Origin of the sequence: Sinorhizobium medicae, from assembly GCF_007827695.1 — a bacterium.
Taxonomy (GTDB): domain Bacteria; phylum Pseudomonadota; class Alphaproteobacteria; order Rhizobiales; family Rhizobiaceae; genus Sinorhizobium; species Sinorhizobium medicae.
In genome coordinates this window covers 57,097-83,167 of sequence record NZ_VITA01000007.1, presented here as the reverse complement: position 1 = coordinate 83,167, position 26,071 = coordinate 57,097, and the positions used below count along the sequence as shown (strand labels likewise).

At 61.7% G+C, this 26,071-nt stretch carries 26 protein-coding genes and 1 pseudogene; 12 read left to right on the top strand and 15 right to left on the bottom strand.

What is annotated here, in order from left to right:
- Positions 1–266 precede the first annotated feature (266 nt).
- From rpsU to FB009_RS13990, 4 genes are all read left to right on the top strand, one after another.
- Positions 267–482 carry a 30S ribosomal protein S21 gene (gene rpsU / locus FB009_RS14005; RefSeq protein WP_012066968.1) on the top strand — a complete coding sequence of 72 codons (216 nt, stop codon included), beginning with the start codon at positions 267–269 and terminating at the stop codon, positions 480–482.
- Positions 483–675: 193 nt separating this feature from the next.
- Positions 676–1,563: a tetratricopeptide repeat protein gene (locus FB009_RS14000; protein WP_127580591.1), complete on the top strand. Its 888-nt coding sequence runs from the start codon at positions 676–678 to the stop codon at positions 1,561–1,563.
- Between the two features lie 135 nt (positions 1,564–1,698).
- Positions 1,699–2,172, top strand: coding sequence for a DUF992 domain-containing protein (locus FB009_RS13995; RefSeq protein ID WP_012066970.1), 474 nt, complete (start codon positions 1,699–1,701; stop codon positions 2,170–2,172).
- A 225-nt stretch (positions 2,173–2,397) separates the two neighbouring features.
- Complete coding sequence (locus FB009_RS13990; protein WP_024311006.1) at positions 2,398–3,669, top strand: adenylate/guanylate cyclase domain-containing protein; 1,272 nt, start codon at positions 2,398–2,400, stop codon at positions 3,667–3,669.
- 131 nt (positions 3,670–3,800) lie between these two features.
- On the opposite strand, the gene FB009_RS13985 is transcribed toward FB009_RS13990, so the two are convergent.
- The 5 genes and pseudogenes from FB009_RS13985 to FB009_RS13965 all read right to left on the bottom strand — a co-directional run bounded on the left by FB009_RS13985 (position 3,801) and on the right by FB009_RS13965 (position 9,198).
- Entirely contained in the window at positions 3,801–5,204 is a 1,404-nt protein-coding gene (locus tag FB009_RS13985; protein ID WP_012066972.1) for an NAD(P)(+) transhydrogenase (Re/Si-specific) subunit beta, read from the bottom strand.
- A 9-nt stretch (positions 5,205–5,213) separates the two neighbouring features.
- Positions 5,214–5,624, bottom strand: coding sequence for an NAD(P) transhydrogenase subunit alpha (locus tag FB009_RS13980; RefSeq protein WP_012066973.1), 411 nt, complete (start codon positions 5,622–5,624; stop codon positions 5,214–5,216).
- Positions 5,625–6,773, bottom strand: a complete 1,149-nt coding sequence (locus tag FB009_RS13975) for a Re/Si-specific NAD(P)(+) transhydrogenase subunit alpha (protein ID WP_012066974.1) — start codon at positions 6,771–6,773, stop codon at positions 5,625–5,627.
- Positions 6,774–7,084: 311 nt separating this feature from the next.
- Entirely contained in the window at positions 7,085–7,309 is a 225-nt protein-coding gene (locus FB009_RS13970) for an aa3-type cytochrome c oxidase subunit IV (RefSeq protein ID WP_012066975.1), read from the bottom strand.
- 210 nt (positions 7,310–7,519) lie between these two features.
- Positions 7,520–9,198: pseudogene (locus FB009_RS13965) on the bottom strand (putative bifunctional diguanylate cyclase/phosphodiesterase).
- A gap of 1,067 nt (positions 9,199–10,265) precedes the next feature.
- Here FB009_RS13965 and FB009_RS13960 point away from each other — a divergent pair.
- A complete protein-coding gene (locus tag FB009_RS13960) occupies positions 10,266–11,021 on the top strand; it encodes a gamma-glutamyl-gamma-aminobutyrate hydrolase family protein (RefSeq protein ID WP_012066977.1) in 756 nt (251 codons plus the stop codon).
- Here FB009_RS13960 and FB009_RS13955 read toward each other — a convergent pair.
- The 3 genes from FB009_RS13955 to FB009_RS13945 all read right to left on the bottom strand — a co-directional run bounded on the left by FB009_RS13955 (position 11,018) and on the right by FB009_RS13945 (position 13,674).
- On the bottom strand, positions 11,018–11,983 hold the full coding sequence (locus tag FB009_RS13955; RefSeq protein WP_012066978.1) for a 2-hydroxyacid dehydrogenase: 966 nt from the start codon (positions 11,981–11,983) through the stop codon (positions 11,018–11,020). The two genes, FB009_RS13960 and FB009_RS13955, sit on opposite strands and share 4 nt — an antisense overlap.
- A 73-nt stretch (positions 11,984–12,056) precedes the next feature.
- Positions 12,057–13,079 (bottom strand): LacI family DNA-binding transcriptional regulator, encoded by a 1,023-nt coding sequence (locus tag FB009_RS13950; protein ID WP_012066979.1) that lies wholly within the window; start codon positions 13,077–13,079, stop codon positions 12,057–12,059.
- 91 nt (positions 13,080–13,170) lie between these two features.
- The gene (locus FB009_RS13945; protein ID WP_012066980.1) at positions 13,171–13,674 is read right to left on the bottom strand and encodes a MarR family winged helix-turn-helix transcriptional regulator; all 504 of its coding nucleotides are present in this window, start codon (positions 13,672–13,674) and stop codon (positions 13,171–13,173) included.
- A 113-nt stretch (positions 13,675–13,787) separates the two neighbouring features.
- Here FB009_RS13945 and FB009_RS13940 point away from each other — a divergent pair, with 113 nt between their 5' ends.
- The 3 genes from FB009_RS13940 (at position 13,788) to FB009_RS13930 (ending at position 16,873) form a co-directional block, all read left to right on the top strand.
- Positions 13,788–14,579, top strand: a complete 792-nt coding sequence (locus FB009_RS13940) for a creatininase family protein (protein ID WP_012066981.1) — start codon at positions 13,788–13,790, stop codon at positions 14,577–14,579.
- A gap of 130 nt (positions 14,580–14,709) precedes the next feature.
- A complete protein-coding gene (locus FB009_RS13935; protein WP_012066982.1) occupies positions 14,710–15,819 on the top strand; it encodes a CobW family GTP-binding protein in 1,110 nt (369 codons plus the stop codon).
- 64 nt (positions 15,820–15,883) lie between these two features.
- Complete coding sequence (locus FB009_RS13930) at positions 15,884–16,873, top strand: WD40 repeat domain-containing protein (RefSeq protein WP_012066983.1); 990 nt, start codon at positions 15,884–15,886, stop codon at positions 16,871–16,873.
- Between the two features lie 80 nt (positions 16,874–16,953).
- Here FB009_RS13930 and FB009_RS13925 read toward each other — a convergent pair whose 3' ends face one another.
- Complete coding sequence (locus tag FB009_RS13925; RefSeq protein WP_012066984.1) at positions 16,954–17,400, bottom strand: glyoxalase superfamily protein; 447 nt, start codon at positions 17,398–17,400, stop codon at positions 16,954–16,956.
- A gap of 256 nt (positions 17,401–17,656) precedes the next feature.
- Between FB009_RS13925 and FB009_RS13920 the strand changes: the two genes are divergently transcribed.
- Positions 17,657–18,292, top strand: coding sequence for a LysE family translocator (locus tag FB009_RS13920; RefSeq protein WP_024311008.1), 636 nt, complete (start codon positions 17,657–17,659; stop codon positions 18,290–18,292).
- Between the two features lie 18 nt (positions 18,293–18,310).
- Here FB009_RS13920 and FB009_RS13915 read toward each other — a convergent pair whose 3' ends face one another.
- Positions 18,311–18,901, bottom strand: a complete 591-nt coding sequence (locus tag FB009_RS13915; protein ID WP_012066986.1) for a GNAT family N-acetyltransferase — start codon at positions 18,899–18,901, stop codon at positions 18,311–18,313.
- 87 nt (positions 18,902–18,988) lie between these two features.
- Positions 18,989–20,128, bottom strand: a complete 1,140-nt coding sequence (gene odc2, locus FB009_RS13910; protein WP_225996779.1) for an ornithine/lysine decarboxylase — start codon at positions 20,126–20,128, stop codon at positions 18,989–18,991.
- Between the two features lie 550 nt (positions 20,129–20,678).
- On the opposite strand from odc2, the gene FB009_RS13905 reads away from it, so the two are divergent.
- The 3 genes from FB009_RS13905 to FB009_RS13895 all read left to right on the top strand — a co-directional run bounded on the left by FB009_RS13905 (position 20,679) and on the right by FB009_RS13895 (position 23,345).
- Complete coding sequence (locus tag FB009_RS13905) at positions 20,679–21,572, top strand: LysR family transcriptional regulator (protein ID WP_018011700.1); 894 nt, start codon at positions 20,679–20,681, stop codon at positions 21,570–21,572.
- Positions 21,573–21,693: 121 nt separating this feature from the next.
- Entirely contained in the window at positions 21,694–22,338 is a 645-nt protein-coding gene (locus FB009_RS13900; RefSeq protein ID WP_012066989.1) for a DUF1007 family protein, read from the top strand.
- On the top strand, positions 22,332–23,345 hold the full coding sequence (locus FB009_RS13895) for a nickel/cobalt transporter (protein ID WP_012066990.1): 1,014 nt from the start codon (positions 22,332–22,334) through the stop codon (positions 23,343–23,345). The genes FB009_RS13900 and FB009_RS13895 overlap by 7 nt, the downstream gene beginning before the upstream one ends.
- A gap of 111 nt (positions 23,346–23,456) precedes the next feature.
- Here FB009_RS13895 and FB009_RS13890 read toward each other — a convergent pair whose 3' ends face one another.
- The 4 genes from FB009_RS13890 to FB009_RS13875 all read right to left on the bottom strand — a co-directional run bounded on the left by FB009_RS13890 (position 23,457) and on the right by FB009_RS13875 (position 25,985).
- Positions 23,457–23,669 (bottom strand): hypothetical protein, encoded by a 213-nt coding sequence (locus tag FB009_RS13890; protein ID WP_012066991.1) that lies wholly within the window; start codon positions 23,667–23,669, stop codon positions 23,457–23,459.
- The gene (locus FB009_RS13885) at positions 23,666–24,364 is read right to left on the bottom strand and encodes a GNAT family N-acetyltransferase (RefSeq protein WP_012066992.1); all 699 of its coding nucleotides are present in this window, start codon (positions 24,362–24,364) and stop codon (positions 23,666–23,668) included. The genes FB009_RS13890 and FB009_RS13885 overlap by 4 nt, the downstream gene beginning before the upstream one ends.
- Before the next feature lie 115 nt (positions 24,365–24,479).
- Entirely contained in the window at positions 24,480–25,184 is a 705-nt protein-coding gene (locus tag FB009_RS13880) for a tellurite resistance TerB family protein (RefSeq protein WP_024311009.1), read from the bottom strand.
- Between the two features lie 162 nt (positions 25,185–25,346).
- Entirely contained in the window at positions 25,347–25,985 is a 639-nt protein-coding gene (locus FB009_RS13875) for a 2-dehydro-3-deoxy-phosphogluconate aldolase (protein WP_012066994.1), read from the bottom strand.
- Between the last annotated feature and the right edge of the window lie 86 nt (positions 25,986–26,071).

Genomic DNA, 26,071 nt, shown 5'->3' with positions numbered 1-26,071 from the left:
TAGAAATCGCAAATCCGGAGACCACGCAACGTTTCTTTTGCGACGCGATCCGGCGGACTTGCGCGGAGTTGCGACATCGAGGCTACACGGCCGCAGACGGCCCCGGCGCTTTTTCCCCGTCCAAAGTCTCTCCGCGCTGGACTTTCTGCGCGCGATCTGTTATCGGCTCTTTTAATCGTAGGGTTCTCGCCCAGCGAACGTAAATTTATTGCCTCCCTAAACCTGATGGTGAGGCTTACCACTCGAAGCAAAGGAACGGGATTCACGTGCAGGTACTTGTCCGCGATAACAATGTCGACCAGGCGCTCCGCGCTCTTAAGAAAAAGATGCAGCGTGAAGGCATTTTCCGCGAAATGAAGATGCGTGACTTCTACGAAAAGCCGTCCCAGAAGCGTGCGCGCGAAAAGGCAGAAGCCGTCCGCCGCGTCCGCAAGCTGGCCCGTAAGCGCGCACAGCGCGAAGGCCTCGTGGCGGCCCGCTGATCGTCTTTTTTTCGACGCTTTCCAATGCAAGTGGCGGAGGCGAGGAATCGCCGCCGCCATTTTGTTATGGACACCCAGTCCGTCGACAGTCTAGCGTGGATTATCAGCTGGCAACGGCCCAGCATCGCGCGCGAATGCTCGCAAACGGAAAGCCGCTGGCTTTCGTTGACCTTGTCGCATTGAGGGATCGACTTTGACACTTGCTGCCATGACTGCGGACGTCTCCGGCCTTGCCACCGAGGAGGCGAACCGCCGCCGCCAGCGCAAGCCGAAGCTTGCCGCCTTTTTCGTACTCGGCTCGGCCCTGCTCGTTGCAGGTTGCCAGACCGACAAGCCCGAATCGATGTTTCGCGTCGAACGCGCGCAAGGCTCGGAAGGCAACATCGCCTCGCTCTCGAGCGTCATCGCCTCTAACCCCGGCGATCCCGAGGGCTACAACGTGCGCGGCTCGGCCTACGGGCGCGCTGGCGAGTTCCGCCGCGCGGTCGCCGATTTCGATCAGGCGATCCAGCTCAATCCACGCTTCTATCAGGCCTATGCCAACAGGGCTCTGGTCCAGCGAAACCTGGGCAACCAGCAGGCTGCACTCGCGGATTACAACGCGGCGCTGCAGATAAATCCGAACTACGACGTCGCCTATATCGGCCGTGGGAATCTGTACCGCCAGGCCAACCAGCTCGACGCCGCCTTCAACGATTTCAACAAGGCGATCGAACTCGACACGGCCGACCCCCGCGCCTATCACAATCGCGGCCTGATCTATCAGACACGGAATCAGCACGTGCAGGCGATCGAGGATTTCTCCAAGGCGATTTCGCTCTCGCCGAGTTCCCCCGAGCCCTATAACGGCCGCGGCATATCCTATGTAGCGCAGGGCGATGACGACAACGCCTTCTCCGACTTCAATACGGCCATCAACCTCAACGGCAAGCTGGCCGAATCATGGGCAAACCAGGCGCTGGTCTACGAACGGCGCGGCGATAAGGCCAAGGCGGCGAAGTCCTATTCGCACGCCTTGTCGCTGGATCCCAAATACGAGCCGGCTCGTGCCGGCCTTGCCCGCGCCAAGGCGATGTCCTGAGGACAGCTTGAATTGTTCGACTTCAGACGCCCGCGACCATGTCGCGGGCGTCGTCGTATCATCTGCGCGGATCCGGGTTGCGGAACTATCCGGAGTTCAATCCGTTGACAATGGCTCAATACGGAGATCCGAGCCATGATCAGACAGACCTTCCTTACGGCTATCGTCCTAACGGCCCTCTCCGGAGCTGCCGCCGCCCAGAACTACGTGACGCTCGGCCGTCTTACCTGCGGGTCGGAGGGCGGGACCGGGCTTATTGTCACCTCGACCAAGAACCTGATGTGCACCTTCACACCTGCGGATGGCTCGTCGGGAGGTGTCTATGCGGGCAGGATCACCAAGATCGGCCTCGACATCGGTTCGACCGGCAAAACCGTCATGATCTGGGACGTGCTGGCTAAGACCGGCACACCCCTGGCCGGACATGCGCTGGCAGGCGAGTATGTCGGCGTCGGTGCCGATGCAAGCTTTGCGGTGGGCGGCGGAGCCAAAGTCATCGCCGGCGGCATGAACAAGGCCTTCATGCTGCAGCCTGTCAATGTTCAGGTGCAGGAGGGCCTGAATGTCGCTCTCGGAGTGGATCACCTCGTCCTGGCACCGGCCAGCTGATCGCCTCGAGCAGCCATCGGGGGGCAGCATGCCGGAGTTCCTCGCGCTTCGCAGCATATGACGTCCGGCAGCAGCAGCATCGGGTTACCTTGCGCGCCGCAGCAAGAGCGGGATGAGGAAAAGTGTGCGTGGTTTTCGCCCGCCTCCCGCTCTACTTTTGGAACCGTTCACGTTCATGTTTTATGCCGATCTGACCTAAAGAGAACGTGATCCAGGTGCGGCACTGTGAAGATGATCGTTGCCGGACGCGGTAACGCCGGCTCGACAGGATGTAGTATGAAGGAACAGCTGATCCGCGACATCGTTCTTTGGATGTCGGAAGAGGGAATTCGAGGTCTGAAGGAGCAGGATCTTCTCGCGGGCTTTTGTGACCGGTGTCACGCGGCAGGCCTGCCCATTGACCGCGCTCTCGGCATCATCGACACGCTGCATCCGGAGTTCGAGGGCCGCGCCTTTCAATGGAACAGTGACAGCGACGAGGTTCCGGAGGTCGTTCAATACGGCTCGACCAGCGGCGGCGAAGCTCAGGCCAATTGGCAGCGCTCCGTTTTCTTCTACATGCTCGAACAGAATGAAACCGAACGACGAATCCGCCTCGCAGCGGAGCCGCACATTGCCTTTACCGTCCTCGATACGCTCAAGTCAGAGGGCTACACCGACTGCGTGAGCATGATTCATCACTTTACCGACCGGGGCCGCGTCGGGCAGATGGACTGTCTCTATTCCTATTGGACAACGAAAAGGAAATCCGGCTTTCGTGAAGAGGATGTCGCGGCGCTGAGAGTGCTGTTGCCAACGCTTGCGCTCGCCGTGAAGACCGCCTCGTGCATACGCATCATCGGCACGCTTGCCGATGTCTATCTCGGTCGGGACGCCGGCCGCCGCGTCGTCGAGGGCAGCATCGAAAGAGGCTCGGCCGAGCGTATCGAGGCGGTCTTGTGGTTCTCCGATCTGCGCAACTACACGCGTATAGCCGACAGTGTCGCGCCGGAGGCCGTCATTCCCTTTCTCAATGACTATTCCGGCATGGTGATCACGGCCGTCCACGATCATGGCGGGAGCGTCTTGAAGCTGATCGGCGACGGCGTGCTTGCCATCTTCAACGGCCGCGAGCCGGCCGAGGCCTGCTCCGCCGCGATCGCGGCGGAGCGGCAACTGCGGGTCATGCTTTCGGAATTGAACGCGCGTCGGCTCGATGAAGGAAATCCGACCACCGACATCTATCTCGGCTTGCATATCGGCGAGGTCTTCTATGGCAATATCGGCAGCCAGAACCGCTTGGATTTCACCGTCGTCGGTCCAGCGGTCAACGAGGTGAGCCGTATCTCCGCCATGTGCCGTTCAGTCGAACGACACGTCATCATGTCATCGCAATTCGTCGCCGCCTGCCCAGTCGAACATCGCGCCAATGCCGTTTCGCTGGGCCGCTTTGCGCTACGCGGCATTGCCAAAGCAAAAGAACTCTTTACGTGGGATCCGGAGCTCGCGGGCGGTTGAGCGAAGCCGGGGCGCGGTGGACCATTGTTGGTTCAAGGCCCACAAACCCATCGCCCTGGCCCTTGCGACTCCGCCGCCACCCGGCATCGGCTAAGAGCCGTGCCGTTCACCGCGAGAACCGGAGGCGGCCGTCAGTGATTGATCGCCTTGACGATCTCCTCCGTCATCTTCTTGGCATCGCCGAGCAGCATCATCGTACCGTCCTTATAGAACAGCGTGTTGTCGATGCCGGCATAGCCGGAGCCAAGCGAACGCTTGACGAAGAGGCAGGTTTTCGCCTTGTCGACGTCGAGGATCGGCATGCCGTAGATCGGCGAGGACTTGTCGTCGCGAGCCGCCGGATTGGTGACGTCGTTGGCGCCTATGACATAGGCGACATCGGCCTGGGCGAATTCCGAATTGATGTCCTCCAGTTCGAACACCTCGTCGTAAGGAACGTTCGCTTCGGCGAGCAGTACGTTCATGTGTCCAGGCATGCGGCCGGCGACCGGATGGATCGCGTATTTGACCTCGACACCGTTCTCCTTGAGCTTGTCCGCAAGTTCACGCAGAGCGTGCTGAGCCTGGGCAACCGCCATGCCGTAGCCCGGGACGATGATCACCTTCGAGGCATTCTGCATCAGGAAGGCTGCGTCGTCTGCAGAACCCTGCTTCACCGTTCTCGCTACTCCGTCGTCGGCACCACCGGCCGCCGCGGTCTCGCCGCCGAAGCCGCCGAGGATGACCGAAATGAACGAACGGTTCATGCCCTTGCACATGATGTAGGAGAGGATCGCACCGGAGGAGCCGACCAGCGCGCCGGTAATGATGAGCGCCAGATTGCCGAGGGTGAATCCGATGCCGGCCGCCGCCCAGCCGGAATAGGAGTTCAGCATGGACACGACGACGGGCATGTCCGCGCCGCCGATCGGGACGATGATCAGAACGCCGAGGGCCAGCGACAGGGCGACGATCGCCCAGAAGTCGAAGTGGCTTTCGCTCAACGCCAGCCCGATGATGAAGAATACGACGAGTGCGGCAAGCGCGAGATTGATCGCGTGGCGGTAAGGCAGAAGGATGGGTTTTCCCGACATACGCCCATCGAGCTTCAGGAAAGCGATGATCGAGCCTGTGAACGTGATGGCGCCGATCGCCACTCCGAGCGCCATTTCGACGAGTGCCTGAGTGGGAATCGAACCGACGTCGCCGATGCCGAAGGAGGATGGCGCGTAGAGCGCGGCCGCCGCTACCAGCACGGCGGCGAGACCGACGAGGGAGTGGAAGCCGGCAACGAGCTGCGGCATCGCCGTCATCGGGATGCGCTTGGCGATATAGGCGCCCGCACCGCCGCCGATGGCAAGACCGGCGACGATCAGCAGGAAGCCGCCGATCGATGGCTGTGCAAGGAACAGCGTCGTGATGATCGCGATGCCCATGCCGACCATGCCGTAAGTATTGCCTTTGCGGCTGGTGGTCGGATGCGAGAGCCCGCGCAGCGCCATGATGAAGAGCACGCCCGAGACGAGATAGAGGAAGGCAGCAAAATTAGCGTTCATCGGCCCGCCTCACTTTTCTTTTTTCTTGTACATGGCAAGCATGCGCTGAGTGACCAGGAAGCCACCGAATATGTTCACCGAAGCAAGCACCAGCGCGACGAAGCCGAAGCCGGTGGCCAGTCCCGAGGCGGAGATGCCGACCGCGAGCAAGGCGCCGACGACGATCACCGACGAGATCGCATTGGTCACCGCCATCAGGGGCGTGTGCAGGGCCGGCGTCACCGACCACACGACGTAGTAGCCTACGAAAATCGCCAGCACGAAAATCGCGAGCCGAAAGACGAAGGGGTCGATCGCGCCGCCCGTCGCGCCATGCGCAACCGCTCCGGCCGCATCCGGTACGTATTCGGCGGCGGTCCTCACCGCCTCGACTGCCCGTTCAAGATCGACGAGCGCCTTGTCCAGAAGTTCGTTCGCCATTTACTTCTCCCCCTTCATGGCACCGCCGAAGGCCGGATGCACGACGGACCCGCCGTGAGTCAGTGCCGTAGCCTTTACGAGCTCATCCTCCATGTTCAACGCCAGCGCCTTCGTCTCCTTCGAGACCATCGTCTCCAAGAAGGTGACGAGGTTCTTGGCGTAAAGCAGCGATGCGGAAGCCGCGATGCGGCCAGGCACGTTCAGATGGCCGACGATCTTGACGCCCCCGACCTCCGTCACCTTGCCGGCTTCCGCTCCCTCGATATTGCCGCCGCGCTCGACCGCGAGATCGACGGCGACGGAGCCCGGCTTCATCGAATCGAGCATTTCGCGGGTCACGAGCCGTGGTGCCGGCCGGCCGGGGATCAGCGCCGTGGTGATGACAATGTCCTGCTTGGCGATGTGCTCGGCGACAAGCGCAGCCTGCTTGGCCTGATATTCCCCGGACATCTCCTTGGCATAGCCGCCGGCAGTCTCGGCGGCCTTGAACTCCTCGTCCTCGACGGCGATGAACTTGGCGCCGAGAGAGGCGACCTGCTCTTTGGCGGCAGGCCGGACGTCCGTCGCCGAGACGACGGCGCCCAGTCGGCGAGCGGTGGCGATCGCCTGCAGGCCGGCAACGCCCGCCCCCATAACGAAGACCTTGGCCGCCGGCACAGTGCCGGCCGCCGTCATCATCATCGGCAGCGCCCGGTCGTACTCATTGGCGGCATCGATCACCGCCTGGTAACCGGCGAGGTTTGCCTGGCTGGAAAGCACATCCATGGATTGCGCGCGGGTGATACGCGGCATCAGCTCCATGGCGAAGGATGTGAGGCCCGCACCGGCCATCGCCGATATCGACTCCTCGTTCCCGTAAGGATCCATGATCGCGATGACGATCGCGCCCGATCGGTAGCCGGCAACTTCCTGCGCACTCGGCCGGCGAACCTTGAGGATCACGTCAGCGGTCTTCGCATCGGTCGCCTTGCCGATCCGTGCACCGGCCTTCTCGTAGTCCTGATCGGGTATTCGCGACCCTTGGCCGGCACCCGATTCGACGACGACGTCGAAGCCGAGTGACTTAAGCTTTTTCACGCTATCGATGGAACCGGCAACGCGCCCCTCGTTCGGATCCGATTCCTTGGCGATAAAGACGATTTCGCTCACAAATCCCCCTCCCTGGCCCGGCCCGGCAGGCCGGGTTGCGGACGTTGTCCTCCAGGCGACAGCCTTCAGCCGCCCCTCAAATTCACATGGGCCTCCCGAATCGCGCCGATCCGAAAGAGAACCATGCCGCACTTCAATGCGCTATACCGACCTTGGTGCACCCTGTGGCGCGCCGTTACAGCGACAGAACTCCTCCTTCGGGGGCGGTTTCGTCCGCCGCCGAGGCAATACTCCCACATGGGGAAACTCGACCGTTCACGGCCAAGACAGGACCTCCTCCCATCTTCGGCGGAACGTGTCAGCGACGCCGGTCAGCGAAGAAAGAAATAACCGCCGACGTTGATGAGGATGAAAAGCACGAGCGAGCTGAAGAAGCCCATCGTCGTGAAGAAGGCAGCAGCCATCGCAATCAGCAACGCGATGCAAAACAGCGTGCCGTATTTGGTGGCGTTCACGAAGAAATTATATGTCTTCTCATGCTCGGAATAGTCCATCGGAGCGCCCGTCTCGACTGGTCCCGAATGATGCTCTGCCATCGTCCACTTCTCCAAAACTATGCGGCACCGCGTTGGCGGCCCGGCCTTACGCACTCACGACCGCCTGCCCGCGAAGGCGCAATTGGTTCCTTTAGCTCCGCATACACAATGCGCCGCCCGTTCGCAACGAAAACCCGCCCCGAGCGAGTGCGGCAAATCGAGCGGATGCCTTTTCGCCTCGCCCCTGCGCACCCACCGCCGGAGAGACGTTCAGCCCAGGGACTTGGGCTGTGACGGATTTTCATGAAAGTCGGCGGAGGGAGAGCCGCCTGATGCGGCCCTGGCCTGCGACGTGTGTGTGCAAAGGGCTGCAACGGCAGAAGCGGGCATCGGCGCGGCAAAGACGAATCCCTGAATCAGATCCGCACAATTGCGCTCGCGCAGGAGCTGCAGCTGCTCGGGCGTCTCCACCCCCTCCGCGACGATCTTGAGTTCAAGGGCGCGGGCCAGATTGACAATGCCGAGCAGCAATTTGAAGTGTCGCGAGTCTTCGTCGATATCATAACGAAGGATCGGTCGATCTTGATGACGCTGACCGGGAGCGAATCGAGATAGCTGAGGCTCGAGTAACCGGTTCCGAAGTCATCTATCGCGATCGTCATGCCACCCGCACGCAATTGATGAAGGACCTTCTGGACCCGCGCCGGGTCGGCCATCAGGCAGCTTTCCGTAATTTCCAGATGCAGCCGATCCGGCGCCAGTCCCGTCTCCTTCAGAATCCCGGTCAGGACCCCCACTATCTCGTCTCCGCGCAGATCGAGAACCGACAGATTGACGGAGACCGCCACTTCCGGTGGCCAGCTCAGGCAGTCGCGGCAGGCCTGCGCGACCACCAGACGCGTTAACTCCGTGACGAGCCCCAGCTCTTCAGCAAGCTGGATGAAGACCGGGGGCGGTACCGAACCGCGTTCGGGGTGGATCCAGCGCGTCAAGGCCTCGCAGCTCTCGACCCGTGACCCGTCCGGTGTGAACATCGGTTGATAGGCAAGGTCGAGGGCGCGCCCGGCGACCGCCTCCCGCAGATCGACCTTGAGCTTCTGACGGTCGAGATAGCGGGCCTCCATTGCCTCCTCGAAGGCAGCGCAGCCGCCATGGCCGCGTTTTTTCGCTTCCGACAACGCCAAGTCCGCCTTGATCTGCAATTCCTCGAACCGGAAATCGCTAGCATTCACGAGGACGAAGCCGCCATCTATCGCCATCTCGAATCTCAAGCCATCGGCCACGTAGGTGCCTTGCAGTTCGGCATGGAGACCGCATATCCGCTCCTTCAGATCCGAGCGACCTGGCAGGTTCGGGAAAAACACCAAGAACTCGTCGCCCATCAGACGGGCGGCGATCGTTTCGGCTGCCGCGAGGCTTTTCAATCGGACTGCAATCGCCTTGAGCAGTTTATCGCCGGCAATATGGCCCCTCGTGTCGTTGACGTGCCTGAACTCGGCAACGTCGAGGAGCAGAAAGCCGACATCGCGGTCGGGCGCGGCGTCGACCCCCATTGCGTCGTGAACAAGCTCGGCAAAATGATTACGGCTCGGCAGTCCGGTCAGCATGTCGAATCGCGCCATGTACAGAATCTGCCGCTCCGCCAGAACATGCGCCGTCATGTCTTCCAAAATCAGGACGACTTCGCCGTTCTCCCGAGGGTAGGCCGCAAATTCGAGGAAGAGATCTTCCGCAATGGAGATGAGAGTGCGGCTGCGCCTGCCAGCGATCAGGAGGTGAAGCTGGGTTGCGATGTACTCGCTCTTTTCCGCGTCGAGCGCCATGCCCCGAGCACCACGCTCGAGCACGTCGTCGATCGGCATTCCTTTCAATTCAGCTTTGTCGCCGAGGCGAAGAAGTTCGGCGGCACGCTCATTCACGACAGCAACGCGACTGTGCCTGTCCAGCATGAAAAGGCCGCGCGTCATACTGTTGAGTGCAGTCTCGAACTGGCTGGCGATCGTGCCGATTTGCTCGGCCGAAAGCAGGTTATCGTTCCTCGCCGAGAGCACTTTTTCGCTGAGGAAGGAGCGTACATTGTTGGCCATCATTCGAGTCGACAGAATGAACGGGAGTATCAGGAACGCCAGCGCAGCCATGAAGGGGTCGCCCAGAGAAAGGGCGGCGATCATCATCGGCAGGCACGCCGCCGATGACAGCAGCAGCACCGCCCGCTCGGAGCCGAAATTGCGGCCAACCAATGGACTGAGCGAAGCAAGCGTCACCGAGATGCACGCGAGCTGAGCGAAGGAGTCCCGGGTGACCGCTATGGCATATGCGCAGGCTGCGCCGCAGGTCAGCGCCACGGCAACCCCTCCGGCTATGTACCTGTTTTCCCATCTTCTGACGGCTGCATCGTCCGCATCGGAGAGATCCGAACGGTCGAACCGCATCATATCCAGGTTGCGCAAAACCCATAGAAAGAGGATCGCCACGATGCAGGCGAGGTAGAATGCGTCCGATGTCTTCAGAAAGACGAGCAGAAATGTGGCGACATGCAAAAGCATGCCGATCACGAGCATCCCACGATTATGATAGAGCGAGCTTACGAAGGACAGGTAGATGTCCGTCGGGAGGGGCCCTTGTTCATTGCGCATCGTGAACCAGCTCCGGTTTACCGCATGTTAGATTCAAACGCTTAACGAAATTTTTCGATCGGCGCAGAAGAATCCGAAGAGTTTAGCAACGGCGGAAACGTGCGTCCCCGTGTAAAGGTTCAGTCGAGCACGCCGACTATATCGATTGCACAGGGCAAAAGAACTTTCGAGATGAACTCAATTGTCGGCTTCTTTTTCTTGAGACTGCCGGACGGCGAACGTTGCCGAGAGTTACATGACGCCGCAGTAGCTTTCGAACGCACTCTCTTCTTGACCGCCCGACGGGCGGCGTGTTCTGCGCTGTGCGGCCTTTCTCCCACTGTTGACTTTCTGAACTTTCTGACGGCAAGGCTTTTGCGGAAGATATACGGAGCCTGAAGATGTCGAAACCTGTCGTTGCCATTCCTTGCGACTTCCGCGAATTCGACGGCAATGTCTGGCATGTTGCTGCCCACCAATATGTCCGCGCTGCAGTTGAGGGCGCTGGCCTGATGGTGTTCCTCGTTCCGGCTCTGGAGACCGGCAACGACGTCGACGAGATCCTCGACCGCGTCGACGGCGTGCTGGCAAGCGGCGCGCGCTCCAACGTCCACCCTTCGCTCTATGGCAGGGAGGCGGCTGAAACAGACGGGCCTTTCGATCCGGGTCGCGATGCGACCAGCCTCCCGCTGATCCGCCGCGCCATCGATCGGGGTATCCCTCTGTTTGCGATCTGCCGCGGGATACAGGAACTGAACGTCGCGCTAGGCGGCACGCTCGCAACGGAAATCCAGGAGCAGGCCGGCGTCTGGGACCATCGGAAGCCCGACGTGCCGGAGCTCGACCTTGCCTATGGCATTCGCCAGGACGTGGTGGTCAACGAAGGAAGCTGCCTCGCACCCGTCCTCGGTACAGGCCGCATAAGAGTCAATTCGCTGCACCGGCAGGCAATCGCCGCTGCCGCGCCGCGCCTTGCGGTCGAAGCCCTTGCCGACGACGGGACGATCGAGGCCGTCTCGGTCATCGGCGCCAAGGCCTTCGCCATCGGCGTTCAGTGGCATCCCGAATACTGGGTACGCACCGACGCCCCATCAGCCGCCCTCTTCAGGGCCTTCGGCGATGCCGCACGCGCCTATCGTGAGAGCAAGGCCCGTTAATTAGACACTTTACGCCGAAACGGCGTCTCGACGACCGGCGTCAACGCCTCGCCGGTCGAGAACCATGCCTTCAGATTGTCGACGACGAGATCGGACATGGCGTTGCGCGTGACGACCGAGGCCGATGCCACATGCGGCAGCAGCGAAACATTGGGAAGCTCAAGCAGCGCTCCGGGAACATGAGGCTCGTTCTCGAAGACGTCGAGACCGGCGCCCGCGATCGTACCGTTCTGAAGCGCGGTGACGAGCGCCGCCTCGTCGACGGTCGAGCCGCGGCCGACATTGATCAGCACACCATTCGGCCCGAGCGCCGAGAGCACATCCGAATTGATCGCCCTCAATGTGCTCGCCGTGCCCGGCACGATGACGATGAGCGTGTCGACGGCTTCGGCCAATCCAATGAGGCTCGAACAATAGGCGAAGGCAAGGCCTTCGCGGGGCGTACGCGTGTGATAGGCGATCGACACGCCGAAGGCTTCAAGTCGCCGTGCGATTGCAAGGCCGATCCGGCCGAGACCGAACAGCCCGACTTTCCGCCCGCGCAGCGAAAGAGGCGATAGCGGAAAGGCGCCGTCGCGCTCCCAGCGGCCTTGTCGCAGCCATTGCTCGGCTTGCGGCAGGAGGCGCAGCGTATTGAGGAGGAGGCCGATGGCCGTATCTGCGACTTCCTCCGTCAGGACATCAGGCGTGTTGGTGACGACAATGCCGCGGGCTGCTGCGCGCGAGACATCGACGCCATCATAGCCGACGCCGAAATTCGCAACGATCTCGAGGCTGGGGAACGCATCCATCAGCGGCACCGGAAGCTTGCCCGAAACGGCAATGCCGGAGATATCGCGCATGTCGGCGGTCACGAGCGCCGCATCGGCGCGCTCGATGCGCACGGTCTCGAACAACTCGGGCAGCCGTTCGAGGACCCTCGCATTGATCTTACCAGGCACAAGAATTCTAGGACGGCTCATCGGGTTTCCTTTCCAGGCGTAGCGGGAATGCGAACGATCACGCACGCATCCTGTTCAGACTCGGAGGAAACGATCAAGCGGTTACGCGCAGCGGTCCGGTCGACTGGCGGATGCGCATTTCCGGCTTGATCAGATGTATGCCGTCCGGTTCGTGGCTGCCGGAAAGCTTGTCGAGGAGCGCGCGCGCCGCGCTGCGGCCCACCTCTGCCTGGCCGTTCCAGACGGTCGTCAGCGCCGGCGTCGCGATCGACGCCTCCTCGAGATCGTCATAGCCGGTGACCGAGATGTCGACGCCCGGAACGAGACCGGCTCGGGCAATGCCGTTCATCATGCCGATGGCGACCAGATCGTTCCAGCAGACGACCGCCGTCGGCTTTTGCGGCAGAGAGAGGAGATGCACGGCGGCCTCGAAACCGCCCTGCTTGGAGCGTGGCCCGGGGATGCGCAAGTCCGGATCGACGTCGATATTCGCCTTGCGAAGCGCATTGACATAGCCCTGATAGCGGTCCCGTCCGGTGGAAGTCTGATCGGTTCCGCCGACCATCGCGATGCAGCGGTGGCCCAACCCGATGAGGTGGTTGGTGGCAAGCGCGATGCCATAGGCGTCGTCGCCGCGGAAGATCGGCACGTCAAGCCCTTCTATCGAGCGGGCGATCAGGATCGCCGGCATGTTATTGTCCTCGGCAAGCTGAATATCCTGCGGCGGCGTGCCGATAGCGGGCGACATGATGACGCCGTCGCCGCCGAGCTGCAGCAGCGTCTCGATGAAATCGCGCTGCTTCTCGACGGAATCGTAATGATTGGACAGAATAAAGGTCTGCTTGTCGCGATCGAGTTCCGCTTCGATCGCCTTCAGGATCTCACCGTAGAAAGGGTTCATGATGTCGTGAACGACGACGCCGATGATGCCCGAGCGCGACGTCCTGAGGCTGGCGGCACGGCGATTGTAGATATAGCCGAGTGCGCGTGCCTGTTCCTTTATCTTGTCGCGGGTAACCGCGGCCACCAGCGGACTGTCGCGCAATGCCAGGGATACCGTCGCCGTCGAAAGGCCGAGTGTTTCCGCGATTGTAGAAAGCTTGACCTTTTGCGCCACCATGCCCCCCGATTGCAGCCGCTGCCGTCACCGTTTTAAATCTCTTTAAACTGTTTAAATTCCCGCTGCAATCGGCAAGTCGGTCCGACGCTCAATCCGCGGCTCGGGCGGCCTGCAGATTGCTGTCCACCGCGCGCAGGAGCTTCATGAGGGTACGCACCTGTTTATCGGTCAAACCGCGCGTCGCCAGCTTTTCGGAATGCTGGCCCGCCTCCGCGATGATCTGCAGGCGATCGCGACCGAGTTCGGTCAGGTAGACCTTGGTCAGCCGCGCATCGTCCCTGTCAGGCCGGCGTTCGAGAAAACCCTGCGCTTCCATGCGGCCGATGGTGCGGGTCATCGTCGGCGCCTTGACCCCGAGCTTCGCCGCCAGTGCACCGGCCGTAAGCCCGTCGCTCTCCGCGAGGGCGAGCATGACGCCGTCCTGTCCGGCGTAAAGTCCGCTGGCGACGAGATTGCGAGAAAGCACGGTGCGCATCGAGCGGGCCGCCTGGACGAGAACCGAAGCGAGATCGTAATCGTTCGCCTCGGCGACGATCTCGTCCCTCTTCTTGCCGTTCTTGCCCTTCTTTTCGGCTTTGCTCTTCTTGCCCATTGGACCTCCCGCCGAATCCCTTACACTGCACTTATAGCAATAAGGCTTGAGATTACGAACTGTATGACTCAAATAACGATTTTACGACAGACGATGCCGAGGACCGATTAGAAATGTCGCTGCCGAAGCCCCGATGGAACGACAATTCCGACGCACTCGCAGCTGCCGAGCGGCACGACTGGATCGCGGTGCTCCCACTCGGTGCGTATGAGCAGCACGGACCGCATCTCCCCTTCGAAACCGACAGGCTGATCGCGGGTGGCATCGTCGAGCGCGTGATCGCCGCCATGCCCCGAACACTTCCCGCGACATTCCTGCCCGTCGAGCCGGTCGGCTATTCCGTCGAGCACATGCATGTGCCCGGCACCCGTACGCTCGCCTATGACGAAGCCGTCGAGCGCTGGCTCGGCATTGCCGAGGATCTCGCCGGGCGCGGCATCCGCAAATTCGTGATGTTGAACGCGCATGGCGGCAATTCGCCCCTGATGACCGTGGTGGCGACGGAGGCGCGGAGACGCTTTCGGATGCTGGCCGTGGCGACGAGCTGGACGCGCTTTGGGCAGCCGGACGGCTGGATCGGTGCTAAGGACAGGACAATCGATATCCATGGTGGCGACATCGAGACATCCGTCATGCTGGCGCTCCATCCGGACAAGGTGGACATGATGCAGGCTCGGGACTTTCCCTCGCGCCAGAGTGAATTCGCGCGTTCGTTCAAGCATTTGCGCGCCTACGGTCCGCACGCCTTCGGCTGGAGGATGTCGGATCTGAACCCAGACGGGGTCGCCGGCAATGCCGCCGCCGCCACGGCAGAGCGTGGAGAAGCGCTTCTCGGGCACGTGGCAAAAAGCATCATCGAACTGCTCGAGGATGTGAATGCCTTCGACATCGGAGAATTGGACTGATTTCTTTCCTGTCGATCGCGACGAAAGTCTGCATCGTTTTTGTTCCGCACATTTGCGCATCGCTACCTCATCTCTTATATCAGGACCCAACCATCGATGCCTGCGGCGCATCGCCAACCTCGAGGTTCCCATGACCGAAACGACCCCGCAGAAGCCGATCCCCGTCACCGTGCTCACGGGCTATCTCGGCTCCGGCAAGACGACGCTTCTCAACCGCATCCTCAGCGAAAATCACGGCCGCAAATATGCGGTCATCGTCAACGAATTCGGCGAGATCGGCATCGACAACGACCTGATCGTCGAGTCGGACGAAGAAATTTACGAGATGAACAACGGCTGCGTCTGCTGCACCGTTCGGGGCGACCTGATCCGCGTCGTCGAAGGGCTGATGCGCCGGCCCGGGCGCTTCGACGCGATCATCGTCGAGACCACCGGCCTCGCAGATCCGGTGCCGGTGGCGCAGACCTTCTTCATGGATGACGACGTCCGGGCCAAGACCGAGCTCGACGCCGTCGTCGCGCTCGTTGACGCCAAGCACCTGCCGCTCCGCCTGAAGGACAGCCGGGAAGCCGAGGACCAGATCGCCTTTGCCGACGTCGTGCTGCTCAACAAGACCGATCTCGTAACGCCCGAGGAGCTCGAACGCGTCGAGGCAACGGTACGCGTCATCAATCCCTCGGCCCGCATCTATCGCACGCAGCGCTCCGAAATCGATCTTGCCAAAGTGCTCGATCAGGGAGCCTTCAACCTCGACAGGGCGCTGGAGAACGATCCGCACTTCCTCGATCACGACGATCACGACCACGTCTGTGGCCCCGATTGTGGTCATGATCATGATCATGACCACGGTCACCATCATCACGATCATCATGGCCACCACCATGATCATGGTCATGATCACGACCACCATCACCACGATGCGCCCTCGCCGATCCATGATGTGACGGTGCAGTCGATCTCGCTTCGCGGCGGTGAAATGAACCCGGATCGTTTCTTCCCCTGGATCCAGAAGATCACCCAGACCGATGGCCCGAACATCCTGCGCCTCAAAGGCATCATCGCCTTTTCCGGCGACGGGGAGCGTTACGTCGTTCAGGGCGTCCACATGATCATCGAAGGTGATCATCAGCGCCCCTGGAAAGAGGGCGAGAAGCGGGAAAGCAGGCTCGTCTTCATTGGTCGCGATCTGGATCGAGAGAAGATCGAGCGCACCTTCAGGGCGTGTGAAGTCCAGGCATGATCTTGAAAGATGGTGCCCGGCTTCGGAATAAGATCATGATGAAACAAGAGAGCCCGCCAAACTGATGCCGACCGTCGCTCCGCTCGATCTCGAAGGCCACGTCGTCGGCGTCGCCTTCCTCAAGGATGTTCCCTTCTTCGCCGGGGCTGCCGGCGCGGTCCACCGGCTCGATCACGGCCACAAAACGACCGAAGCACACGACGGGCTGCTGTCATTCGTCGTAGACGAGGCGAACGACACGCTGCTGACCGGCGGCGAAGACGGCAAGGTGATGCGCATTTCGGCACACGGCACAGCGAGCCTCGTTGCCGATACGGGCCGCAAATGGATCGCGCAGGTTGCTGCCGGACCGCAAGGTGCTGTCGCTTACGCTTATGGAAAGACGACGCATGTCCGCCTTTTCGACGGCACGACCCGGGAGTTTCCGGAGCAGCGCACCGTCGAGGGGCTCGCCTTCGCACCCAAGGGCCTGAGGATCGCTGCCGCGCGCTACAATGGCGTTTCGCTGCATTGGGTTGCGATGTCAGGCCAGCCGGTCGATCTCGAATGGAAGGGCGCCCATACCGGCGTCACCTTCTCACCCGACGGGCGCTTCGTCGTCACGGCCATGCAGGAAAATGCGCTGCATGGGTGGAAACTCGATGCAAAGCCGGGCGCCGAGGCGCGACACATGCGCATGACCGGCTACCCCGCAAAGGTGAAGTCGCTCTCCTGGTCGGCGAAGGGCAAGTGGCTCGCTTCGTCCGGCGCGCCGGCGGCGATCGTCTGGCCATTTCAGGGTAAGGACGGGCCGATGGGCAAGGCGCCGCTCGAACTCGGCACCCGCGCCAACATCATGGTCACGACGGTCGTCTGCCACCCGGCAGAGGATATCGTCGCCATCGGCTATGAGGACGGCATGATCCTCGCCGCCCGCCTTGCCGACAGCAAGGAAGTGCTGCTGCGCCGCCCCGGCAAGGGCGCAATCACCGCCATGGCCTGGAGCAAGAACGGCCGCCAACTGGCGTTCGGCTCGGCCGCCGGGGATTGCGGCGTGGTGGATATTGCAGGGTAGCAGGCATTCGTGCCGTTCCCCTCGCCTGCGAGGAGAACGGCTTCGAAGTAAAAACGCCGCGAGTCACCTTCGCCCTTTGTTCACCACTCCAGTTCCAGATGCGGCCGCCCGTCAGAAGTCCTCTCGACCGTCCGCCCCGTTTCATCGACGGTGGCCGTAACTCTCTGTCGGAAGGCCGAGAAACTCTCGAAGGTGACCACATCCACCGGCTCGTCAAACTTGAAGGTCAGGCGATAGCGCCCCGGCTGTGCGGTCAGAGCCTGCGCCGAGAGGATCTCCGCTTTGAAAGGCTTACCCAGGTAACGGCCTCTGACCCGCGTGCCGAGCCTCCAGGAATTGAAAGGAGGCCGGTTACCGGCAGCCGCGTGCAGTGTGTTCCAATCGCGATAGCCGTATTGGGCAGCGATCAGTTCAAGTGACTTGGAGTGGCTGACTTCCTTGCCCTCCGACACGAGCCGGAACCGCAGGCGTTTGGCCTGATCTTTCAGCGCATCGAGCGAGGGAATACTTCGTAATTCATGCGTCATGACAGGGTCTCCTGCTAAGGCATGCATTCTCGGGATGGGTGTCCGCATTACCATCGGCCGCATGCCAATAGCGTGACCGTGTCGAATAGAGGGGCTTCACCGAAGCTTTTCGCTCGCGGACGGCAGGGGCCCTCGCCCGGGACCTCCATAGGACAAGCCACCGATACTGTCAAACGGGGGCGCCCACAACATGTCGGATCGGCGCTTGCGCGCACGTCATAGCTGTGGGACCAGTTGTGACCAAAGGAAGGACATAATGAGCGAAGTCACCATTCTCGCATTCGCCCTCATCGCTTTCGTCGGCATAGCGACACCCGGACCGACCGTGCTTCTCGCGCTGACGAATGGTTCGCGCTACGGCGTGAAGCGCGCAACCCCAGGGATGATTGGCGCGGTCCTCTCGGATTTCGTCCTGATCGGCGCCGTGGCGGTCGGGCTCGGCGCGCTGCTCGCGGCATCGGAGTTCTGGTTCTCCGTGGTCAAATGGTTAGGCGTCGCTTATCTCGCTTTTCTCGGGGTCACGCTGCTGCGCTCCCGCGGTACGCTGGACCTCCCGTTGCAAGGGTCGCAGGGCACGGAATCCGGCGCAACGCGCTCCATCTTTATCAAGAGCTTCCTCGTCGCCATCACCAATCCCAAAGGCTATCTGTTCTTTTCGGCCTTTCTGCCGCAATTCATCGAACCCGCCCTGCCGCAGGCGCCGCAATACGCCATGCTGGCCACCGTCTTCGCATCGATCGATTTCGCAGTGATGTTCGGTTACGCCCTGCTTGGGTCGCAGGCGGTGCGCTTCATGAGGCGCTCAGGCTCGATCTGGCTCGACCGCATCTGCGGCGGCGCGTTGCTGGCGCTCGCGGGATCCCTGGCGCTCTATCGGCGTGCTGCGAGCTGAACGCCTGAATCCAGGCGCTCAGGCCGCGCGGCGAAGCGGCGGCAAAGCGAGTTTGCGGCCGCTGGCCACCAGCATGCCGGCAGCGCCGTCGAGCCAGCCGTCCTTGAGCTCCAGCGCCAGGAAGCGGTTGCGCTCGAACGGACCCGGCATAACGAGGTGCTGTGCCCGGTGCGCGAAGAAGCCGAATCGTTCGTAGTAGGCGGCATCGCCGACAAGCAGGACAGCGCCATGGCCACGGTTCTTGGCTTCCTGGATCGCCGCTCGCATCAGCATGCCGCCGATACCTTTGCCCTCATGCGCCGGATCCACGGCAAGCGGGCCGAGCAGCAGCGCCGGCACGGCCTGCCCCTCACGGTTGACGCCGGCTTCGACGTTCCAGAGACGCACGGTGCCGATTACGTGCCCGTCGGTATCGCGAGCGACAAGGGCCAACCCTTCGGCGGGCACACGGCCGCGGCGCAGCTTCTCCGACGATTTCCGGCGGCGACCGGGACCCATGGCGCGGTCGAGCAGGTTCTCGCGCGCGACGACGTCGCCCGGAGTCTCCGAGTCGATAACAAAGGTGGTTGGCGCGAAAAACGCGCGCAAGGAATCAACAACAGCGGCCATCGGGGCCTCCCGTCATCAAAACCGCTTCAGGCGGACCGGACATGAATTGTGAATTGCCGCTCCCGTTTGAGCCGGGAGCGAGCAGGATCAGATGACATAGGCTTTCAGCGGCTCGAAGCCGTTGAAGGCGACGGCCGAGTAGGTCGTCGTGTAGGCGCCCGTACCTTCGATCAGAACCTCGTCGCCGATCGTCAGCGAGATCGGCAGCGGATACATGTTCTTCTCGTAGAGCACGTCGGCCGAGTCGCAGGTCGGCCCGGCGAGCACGCAGGGCTCCATCGCATCGGCATCGCGCGCGGTGCGAATCGGATAGCGGATCGCCTCGTCCATCGTCTCGGCGAGGCCGCCGAATTTGCCGATGTCGAGAAAGACCCAGCGGTGGCTGTCATTGTCCGACTTCTTCGACACGAGAACGACTTCCGCCTTGATCACGCCGGCATTGCCCACCATGCCGCGGCCCGGCTCGATGATCGTCTCCGGAATGTTGTTGCCGAAGTGCTTCTTCAGCGCGCCGAAGATCGCCTGGCCATAGGCCTCGGCCGAGGGAACGTCCCGGAGATATTTGGTCGGGAAGCCGCCGCCCATGTTGACCATCTTGAGCTCGATGCCCTGCTTGGCAAGCTGGACGAACACCCGCTTGGCATCGGCAAGAGCCGCGTCCCAGGCATCGAGCTTCGTCATCTGCGAGCCGACATGGAACGAAACACCGTAGGATGCCAGTCCGAGCTGGTGTGCATAGACGAGCACGTCGACCGCCATCTGCGGCACGCAGCCGAATTTGCGCGACAGAGGCCATTCGGCGCCTTCGCCATCGGTCAGCACGCGGCAGAAGACTCGGGCACCGGGAGCGGCGCGCGCGATCTTCTCGACCTCTTCGTGGCTGTCCACCGCAAAGAGGCTGATCCCCAGCGTATGGGCGCGCGCAACGTCCCGCTCCTTCTTGATGGTGTTGCCATAGGAAATGCGGTTCGGGGTCGCGCCAGCGTCGAGGGCCATTTCGATTTCGGCGACGGACGCGCAATCGAAGTTGGAGCCGAGACTGGCGAGGAGACGCAGAACTTCCGGCGCCGGATTCGCCTTCACGGCATAGTAGATTGCGCTGTCGGGCAAGGCATGCCGGAAGGCCTTGAAATTATCGCGCACGACGTCGAGGTCGACGACGAGGCAAGGACCTTCCGGGCGTCGGGTGTTGAGGAAGTCGATGATACGTGCGGTGGTCATGGCCATATTCCCCGATCCATTAAACTCCACGACTGTGGAGGACAAAGGGCATACGCACGCTTGCACAGGAACCAGCCGGTGGAGACCCCGGAACCATGCATGCGCTCGATGCGCGAATGTGAATCAAAGCCCGCGAAGGCTGGGATTCGGCTTTGTCTGCCATGGATTGGAGGGATTGACCCAACCGCACTTCCGGCAATGAAGGTGTGCCTCTTCAGTAACCCCGGCTGTTGGAAAGCCGGCAGACACCAGAAAGGCCCGCACCGTCGTTGCTTCAAGATGTCCTCGCATTTCCCGGTTGGCCGGAATAGCGACTGGAGGGGTTAGTTCCAGGTACCTTACCGATAACCTCACCTAATCGAGGGTCGGCGGACACCCACAGGCACGTGCGACTTTGGGCAAGGCGTAGGTAAGAAAAATCATTGTCGTAATCAAGAGTTTTTTCCGTTCTTCAATAAATATTTCTGGACCTCGGCCAGAGCGCCGGTGTTCACTTTCGCTGAACAATCGCAGGAAGACCGCTGATGCGGCCGGAATGCACAGAGAAAGACGAATCATGGATACCTTGACCCGCATCCGCGCTTTCATCGACGTCGTGGACGCGGAAGGCTTTTCGGCAGCGGCCCGGCGGATCGGCAAATCCAAGGCGCTCCTGTCGAAATATGTGCGCGAACTCGAGGACGAGCTCGGCGCGCTGCTCTTGAACCGCACGACGCGCCAATTCTCGCTGACCGAGGCCGGCCACACCTATTACCGCAGCGCATCGGAGATCCTGAAGGAGATCGACAACCTCGCCGATCTTGTGCGCGCCAGTAATTCCGATCTCAAGGGCAGACTCCGAATCACCGTACCGAGGACCTTCGTGGACGCGGATATCGGCCAGTCGCTGATAGACTTCGGCAAGGAGCACCCCGAACTTTCGCTCGAAATCGTCTCCGACGACCGGTTCGTCGACCTCGTCGAGGAGAGTTTCGATGTCGCCATCCGCATCACCCGACTGGAGGATTCGACGCTGATCGCCCGCAAGCTCGATGACTTCCAGGTGCTGGTCTGCGCATCGCCGGATTTCATATCCAGGGCCGACCCTCTCATACATCCAAGTGAGCTTTCAAAACTCCCATGTATCCTCGACACCAACGGCCGGTCCTATTCTAGCTGGCGTTTCGTCGAAAAGGACGGTTCGCCCTTCACGGTATCCGTGAGCGGACAGATCGAAGTCAACAGCCCGCTTGGCGCGGCACGCGCCGCCGTGACAGGCATCGGGGTGGCAGTCCTTCCCGATTTCATCGCCCGCCCGAAGATCGCGTCCGGCGAGCTCGTCACCCTCTTCGACGATTTCCTGCCCAAGGACCGCGGCATCTATGCGATTTATCCGCATCGCCGCTACCTGCCGACCAAGGTTCGCACCTTCGTCGATTTTCTCCACAACTGGTTCCGCAGCACCCGCTGATGAGACCGCAAACCTTTACGACCCCGATGAAAACCATGCGCCGCAAGTCCCAATTCCGTCTCATTTACGGTACATTCGGAAGACGATTCGCACGGCTCCGGCCGAAAGGATTTCCGTTTTCATGAACACACGACGCCTCGTCATGGCCGGCCTCGCCACCCTCCTCGCGCCGATGCTCGCCCGCGCCCACCCGCATATTTTCGCGGAGGCTCGGCTGGAGATCGTCTCCGACGACAAGGGCGAGATCGGGGAACTGAGGAATGTCTGGCGCTTCGACGAGCTGTTTTCGGCCAGTGTCGTTCTCGACTTCGACAAGAACTCGAACGCCACGCTCGACCCGGATGAATTGAAGGAAGTCGGCCAGACGGTCCTCGATTCGCTCGCTGAGTACAACTATTACACGTCGATCTCCGACAATGGCAAATCGGTGAAGGTCAGCAAACCGGACAGCATCACGGTCGATTACAAGGACAACCAGCTCCTGATGATCTTCGCAGTGAAGCCGGCCGAGACCATGCCTCTCAAAGGCAAGCTCTCCTTCGGCGTCTATGACCCAACCATGTATACCGCTATGGATTTCCCGACGGACGAAGACCTCTCCGTCGTCGGCGACACGATCGAAGCGTGCGATCATCAGGTCGTGCGGCCCGATCCTGACGAGGTGCTGGCGGAAAACAAGGATACGTTGACCGACGCCTTCTGGAGCGACCCGACCGGCACGGACATGTCGAAGCTCTTTGCAACCAGGATCGAGATTACATGCTGATTGCCCGCAGTGCCGGCCGCCTGCTAGCGACTGCGCTCCTGTTGACGGCCCTTTCCGCAACCTTCGCCGCCGCCCAGTCGCCGCTCGGCATAGGCACTGCCGAGCCCTCAATCCGGACGACGGGCTTCCTCGGCGGTTTCTTTGCCTGGGTGAACATGGAGCAGCAGGGCTTCTACCGGATGCTGACCGACTCGCTCAAGGGCATGCGTGAGAACCCGTGGCAACTCTGGTCCTTGATCGGCCTTTCCTTTGCCTATGGCGTCTTTCATGCGGCGGGACCCGGCCACGGTAAGGCCGTCATTTCGTCCTATATGATCGCCAATGAAACCGAGTTGAAGAGGGGCGTGCTCCTCTCGTTTCTCTCCTCGATCCTACAGGGCGTGGTCGCCATCCTTCTGATCGGCGCCGTCTATCTCGTGCTGCGCGGTTCGTCCATCAGCATGACGAACGCCACGCGTGCGCTCGAAATCGCAAGCTATGCGCTGATCGCAGCCTTTGGCGGCTGGCTGGTCTTCCGCAAGCTGCGGTCGATGCTGCGTCCGGCCCCCGCCCCGGCCGCCGTTCATCCCCGTGATGATCATGATCATCATCATCATCACGACCACCACCACGCGCATGGTCCGGGCGAGGTCTGCTCCTCCTGCGGCCACGCCCATGCGCCCGATCCGGCGCTTCTGAAGGGCGACCGTTTTGCGCTCACCGAAGCCTGGTCCGCGATCGTCGCGGTCGGCATGCGCCCCTGCTCAGGGGCGCTGATCGTGCTTTCCTTCGCGCTCCTGAACGGGCTCTATCTCGGCGGCGTCCTTTCGGTCTTCGCGATGTCGATCGGCACGGCGATCACCGTGTCGATCCTAGCGACCATGGCCGTCACCGCGAAGGGCTTCGCCCTGCGCTACGCCTCGAACGATTCGGCTGCGGCACGGATTTCGAACGGAATCGAGATCGCCGGTGCCTTGCTCGTCATGTTACTCGGGCTGGTGCTCCTGGCCGCGGCGCTGCAAAGCTGAAGCACCATCTCCCTGCCAGCAAACGGGAGAGGGCTGGTCCGGTCCTCGGCTTGCCACCCGAGGAGAGGGCAAATCGCGCGCCAGCGCATGAGCGTGCGTCCGGTGCAGAGATTATAAACCTTTCCGGCGCTGATAGCGGGCGCGCAGCCAGAAGATCAGGAAGAAGCTGATAACGAAAAGCGCACCGACTCCGGCTGCAAGCCATGGCGATATGTCGCCGAGCCTCACCATGATCGAGGGCAAGGCGAAAAATCCTATGCCGACCACCAGCAGAATGATGGCGGCCGCGACTGCGGGCGATCTTTCCTTCTCGCGTGGGCTCACCTTGGCTCCTCCTGCGCAAGCTCCGCGCGAATCTCTTCGAGCCGACGCTTTTGTCGCCCCCCGTGATCAAAGTTTTCAGGCGAAAGCCAGCGCTCGAAGGCGGACCTGATGAGCGGCCATTCGCGATCGATAATCGAAAACCACGCCGTGTCGCGATTGCCGCCCTTCGAAACCATGTGCTGACGGAAAATGCCCTCGAAGGTGAAGCCGAGACGCGCAGCCGTCGTGCGGCTCGCCTGGTTTTCGCTATGGCACTTCCACTCATAGCGGCGATAGCCGAGATCCTCGAAGACATGCTTCGCCATCAGATAATGCACCTCGGTCGAGAGCGGTGACCGCGCCATTGCAGAACCATGTGCGACGCCGCCGACCTCGACGACGCCGTTTGCGGCATCCGCGCGCATGTAGTTCGCCATGCCGACCACCTTGCCGGTCGCCTTATCCCGAAAGACTTCGGTGACCCAACCGGATTTCCGCTGAACGGTCGAAAGCCAGGTGTCGAAATCCTCGATGCCGGAAAAATCGTCCTGCGAAAAATATTTCAGCAGAGGATTGATGGCCATCCCGCCGAAGGCGTCGTTCCAAAGGGCGCTGAGATGTCCCGCCCGGTCATACGGCTCGAGGAGGACGTATCGTCCTTCCATCCGCACCGGTTCCGGCGCCGGGCATCCTTTCCAGTGGGCAAGATCACGCATCAACTGCTCCTGCGTTGCATTTGTATCCGGCCATAGGACAGACGCAGGTCGGTGACAAATTCAATCTCGTGATGCATCCATGAGCGGGCGGATCGCCGCCCGCTCATGACACGCTTCAAGCCGGAATCTTTGCCGCAGAAACCGTCGCCTCTATATGGTCGACAAGAGCATCGGCCAATCCAAGCCGGCCGGCAAGGAGGTCGAGATAGCCGCGCTCGGCACGACCGTCCGGCTCGATTGCGAGACGAGAGGCGGTATAGATCTCCACTCGCTCCTCCTCAGTCTTTCCGGCCGAGACGATGGCGTCGAGATCTATCGGATTGACGAGTTCCGCTTCAAGGAAGGCAGCCGCATCGGCGGAAAGACCGGAGACCGAAAGCTTGTCCATGATGCGGCCGCGCTCGGAGGCGTCGATATGGCCATCCGCGCGCGCTGCGGCGATCATGGCGCGCACCAGAACGAGCGCAAAGTCCTCACTCAGCGCTTCCGGCGCAGCGAAGCCGGAATCGGCGGGCGGCGCGGGCAATTGCGCCGGCGCGCGCGAGGCGGGCTCGGCCGCCGGTTCCTTGCCCGACTGATAGTTCTTGTAGGCCTGATAGCCGAGGCCGGCGATCGCTGCCAGACCGCCGAGGACGGCAGCATTGCCGGCGAGCTTGCGTCCGGATTTCGTGCCGAGCAGGACCGCGGCGATCGCGCCGCTGGCAAGCGGATTGTCCTTTGCGACTTTGGTCACCTGATCCGCCCGGCCCCGGACAGTCCCTCCGGCACCGGGTACCTGCGATCCTAGGAACTGATCCAGCAATTTCTTCGCGTCGAACATCGGGCTTGCTCCTTTTCGATCCGTGCGATGGCAGGCATGAACGCCCCACCCCGCTCCCTCGTCGGCCGATTGAGACATAGGAACGGCACCGCGGAAATACAAACCGGCTTGGAAAATGAAACGGCCGGACAACAGCCGTCCTCGATCGCGTGCCGGCCGGCCTCAGCCCTTGAGCGCGAAGGCCTCGGCCGCCAGCTTCGTGATACCGACCCAGTCCCCTCGGGCGACCAGATCCTTTGGCGCAACCCAGGAGCCGCCGACGCACACCACGTTCGGAAGCGTCAGATAGTCGCGTGCATTGGCAAGCGAAATGCCGCCGGTTGGGCAGAACAAGGTGCCGGCAAGCGGCGATGAGAGCGACTTCAGATAGGCGGCACCGCCGGCCTGCTCGGCGGGGAAGAACTTCATTACGCCGTAGCCTTCCTCACGCAGGCCCATGACCTCGCTCGCCGTGGCCGCGCCCGGAAGCAGCGGCACCTCGTGGTCGTTGGCGACATCGATCAGTTCCTGGGTCGTTCCGGGGCTTACGATGAACTGCGATCCGGCCGTGACAGCCTCTTCGAACTGGGCCGCGTTGAGGATGGTCCCGGCTCCGGCCACGGCGCCCTCCACCTCTCCTGCAACCGCGCGGATCGCTTCCAGCGCGGCCGGTGTGCGCAAGGTGATCTCGATCGCCTTGAGGCCGCCGGCGACCAGGGCTCGCGCGAGCGGAACCGCCGACGCCGCGTCATCGATCACCAGCACCGGAACCACCGGCTGCAGCTTGAGGATGGATAGAAGCTTGTCCGTTTTCGCGCTCATGCCGATCGTCCTTTTAAAACGATTGAATAATGCACCTCGCATACCGTGCCGATCCGCCCTTGTCGAGCCTGAAAGCTATGATGGCG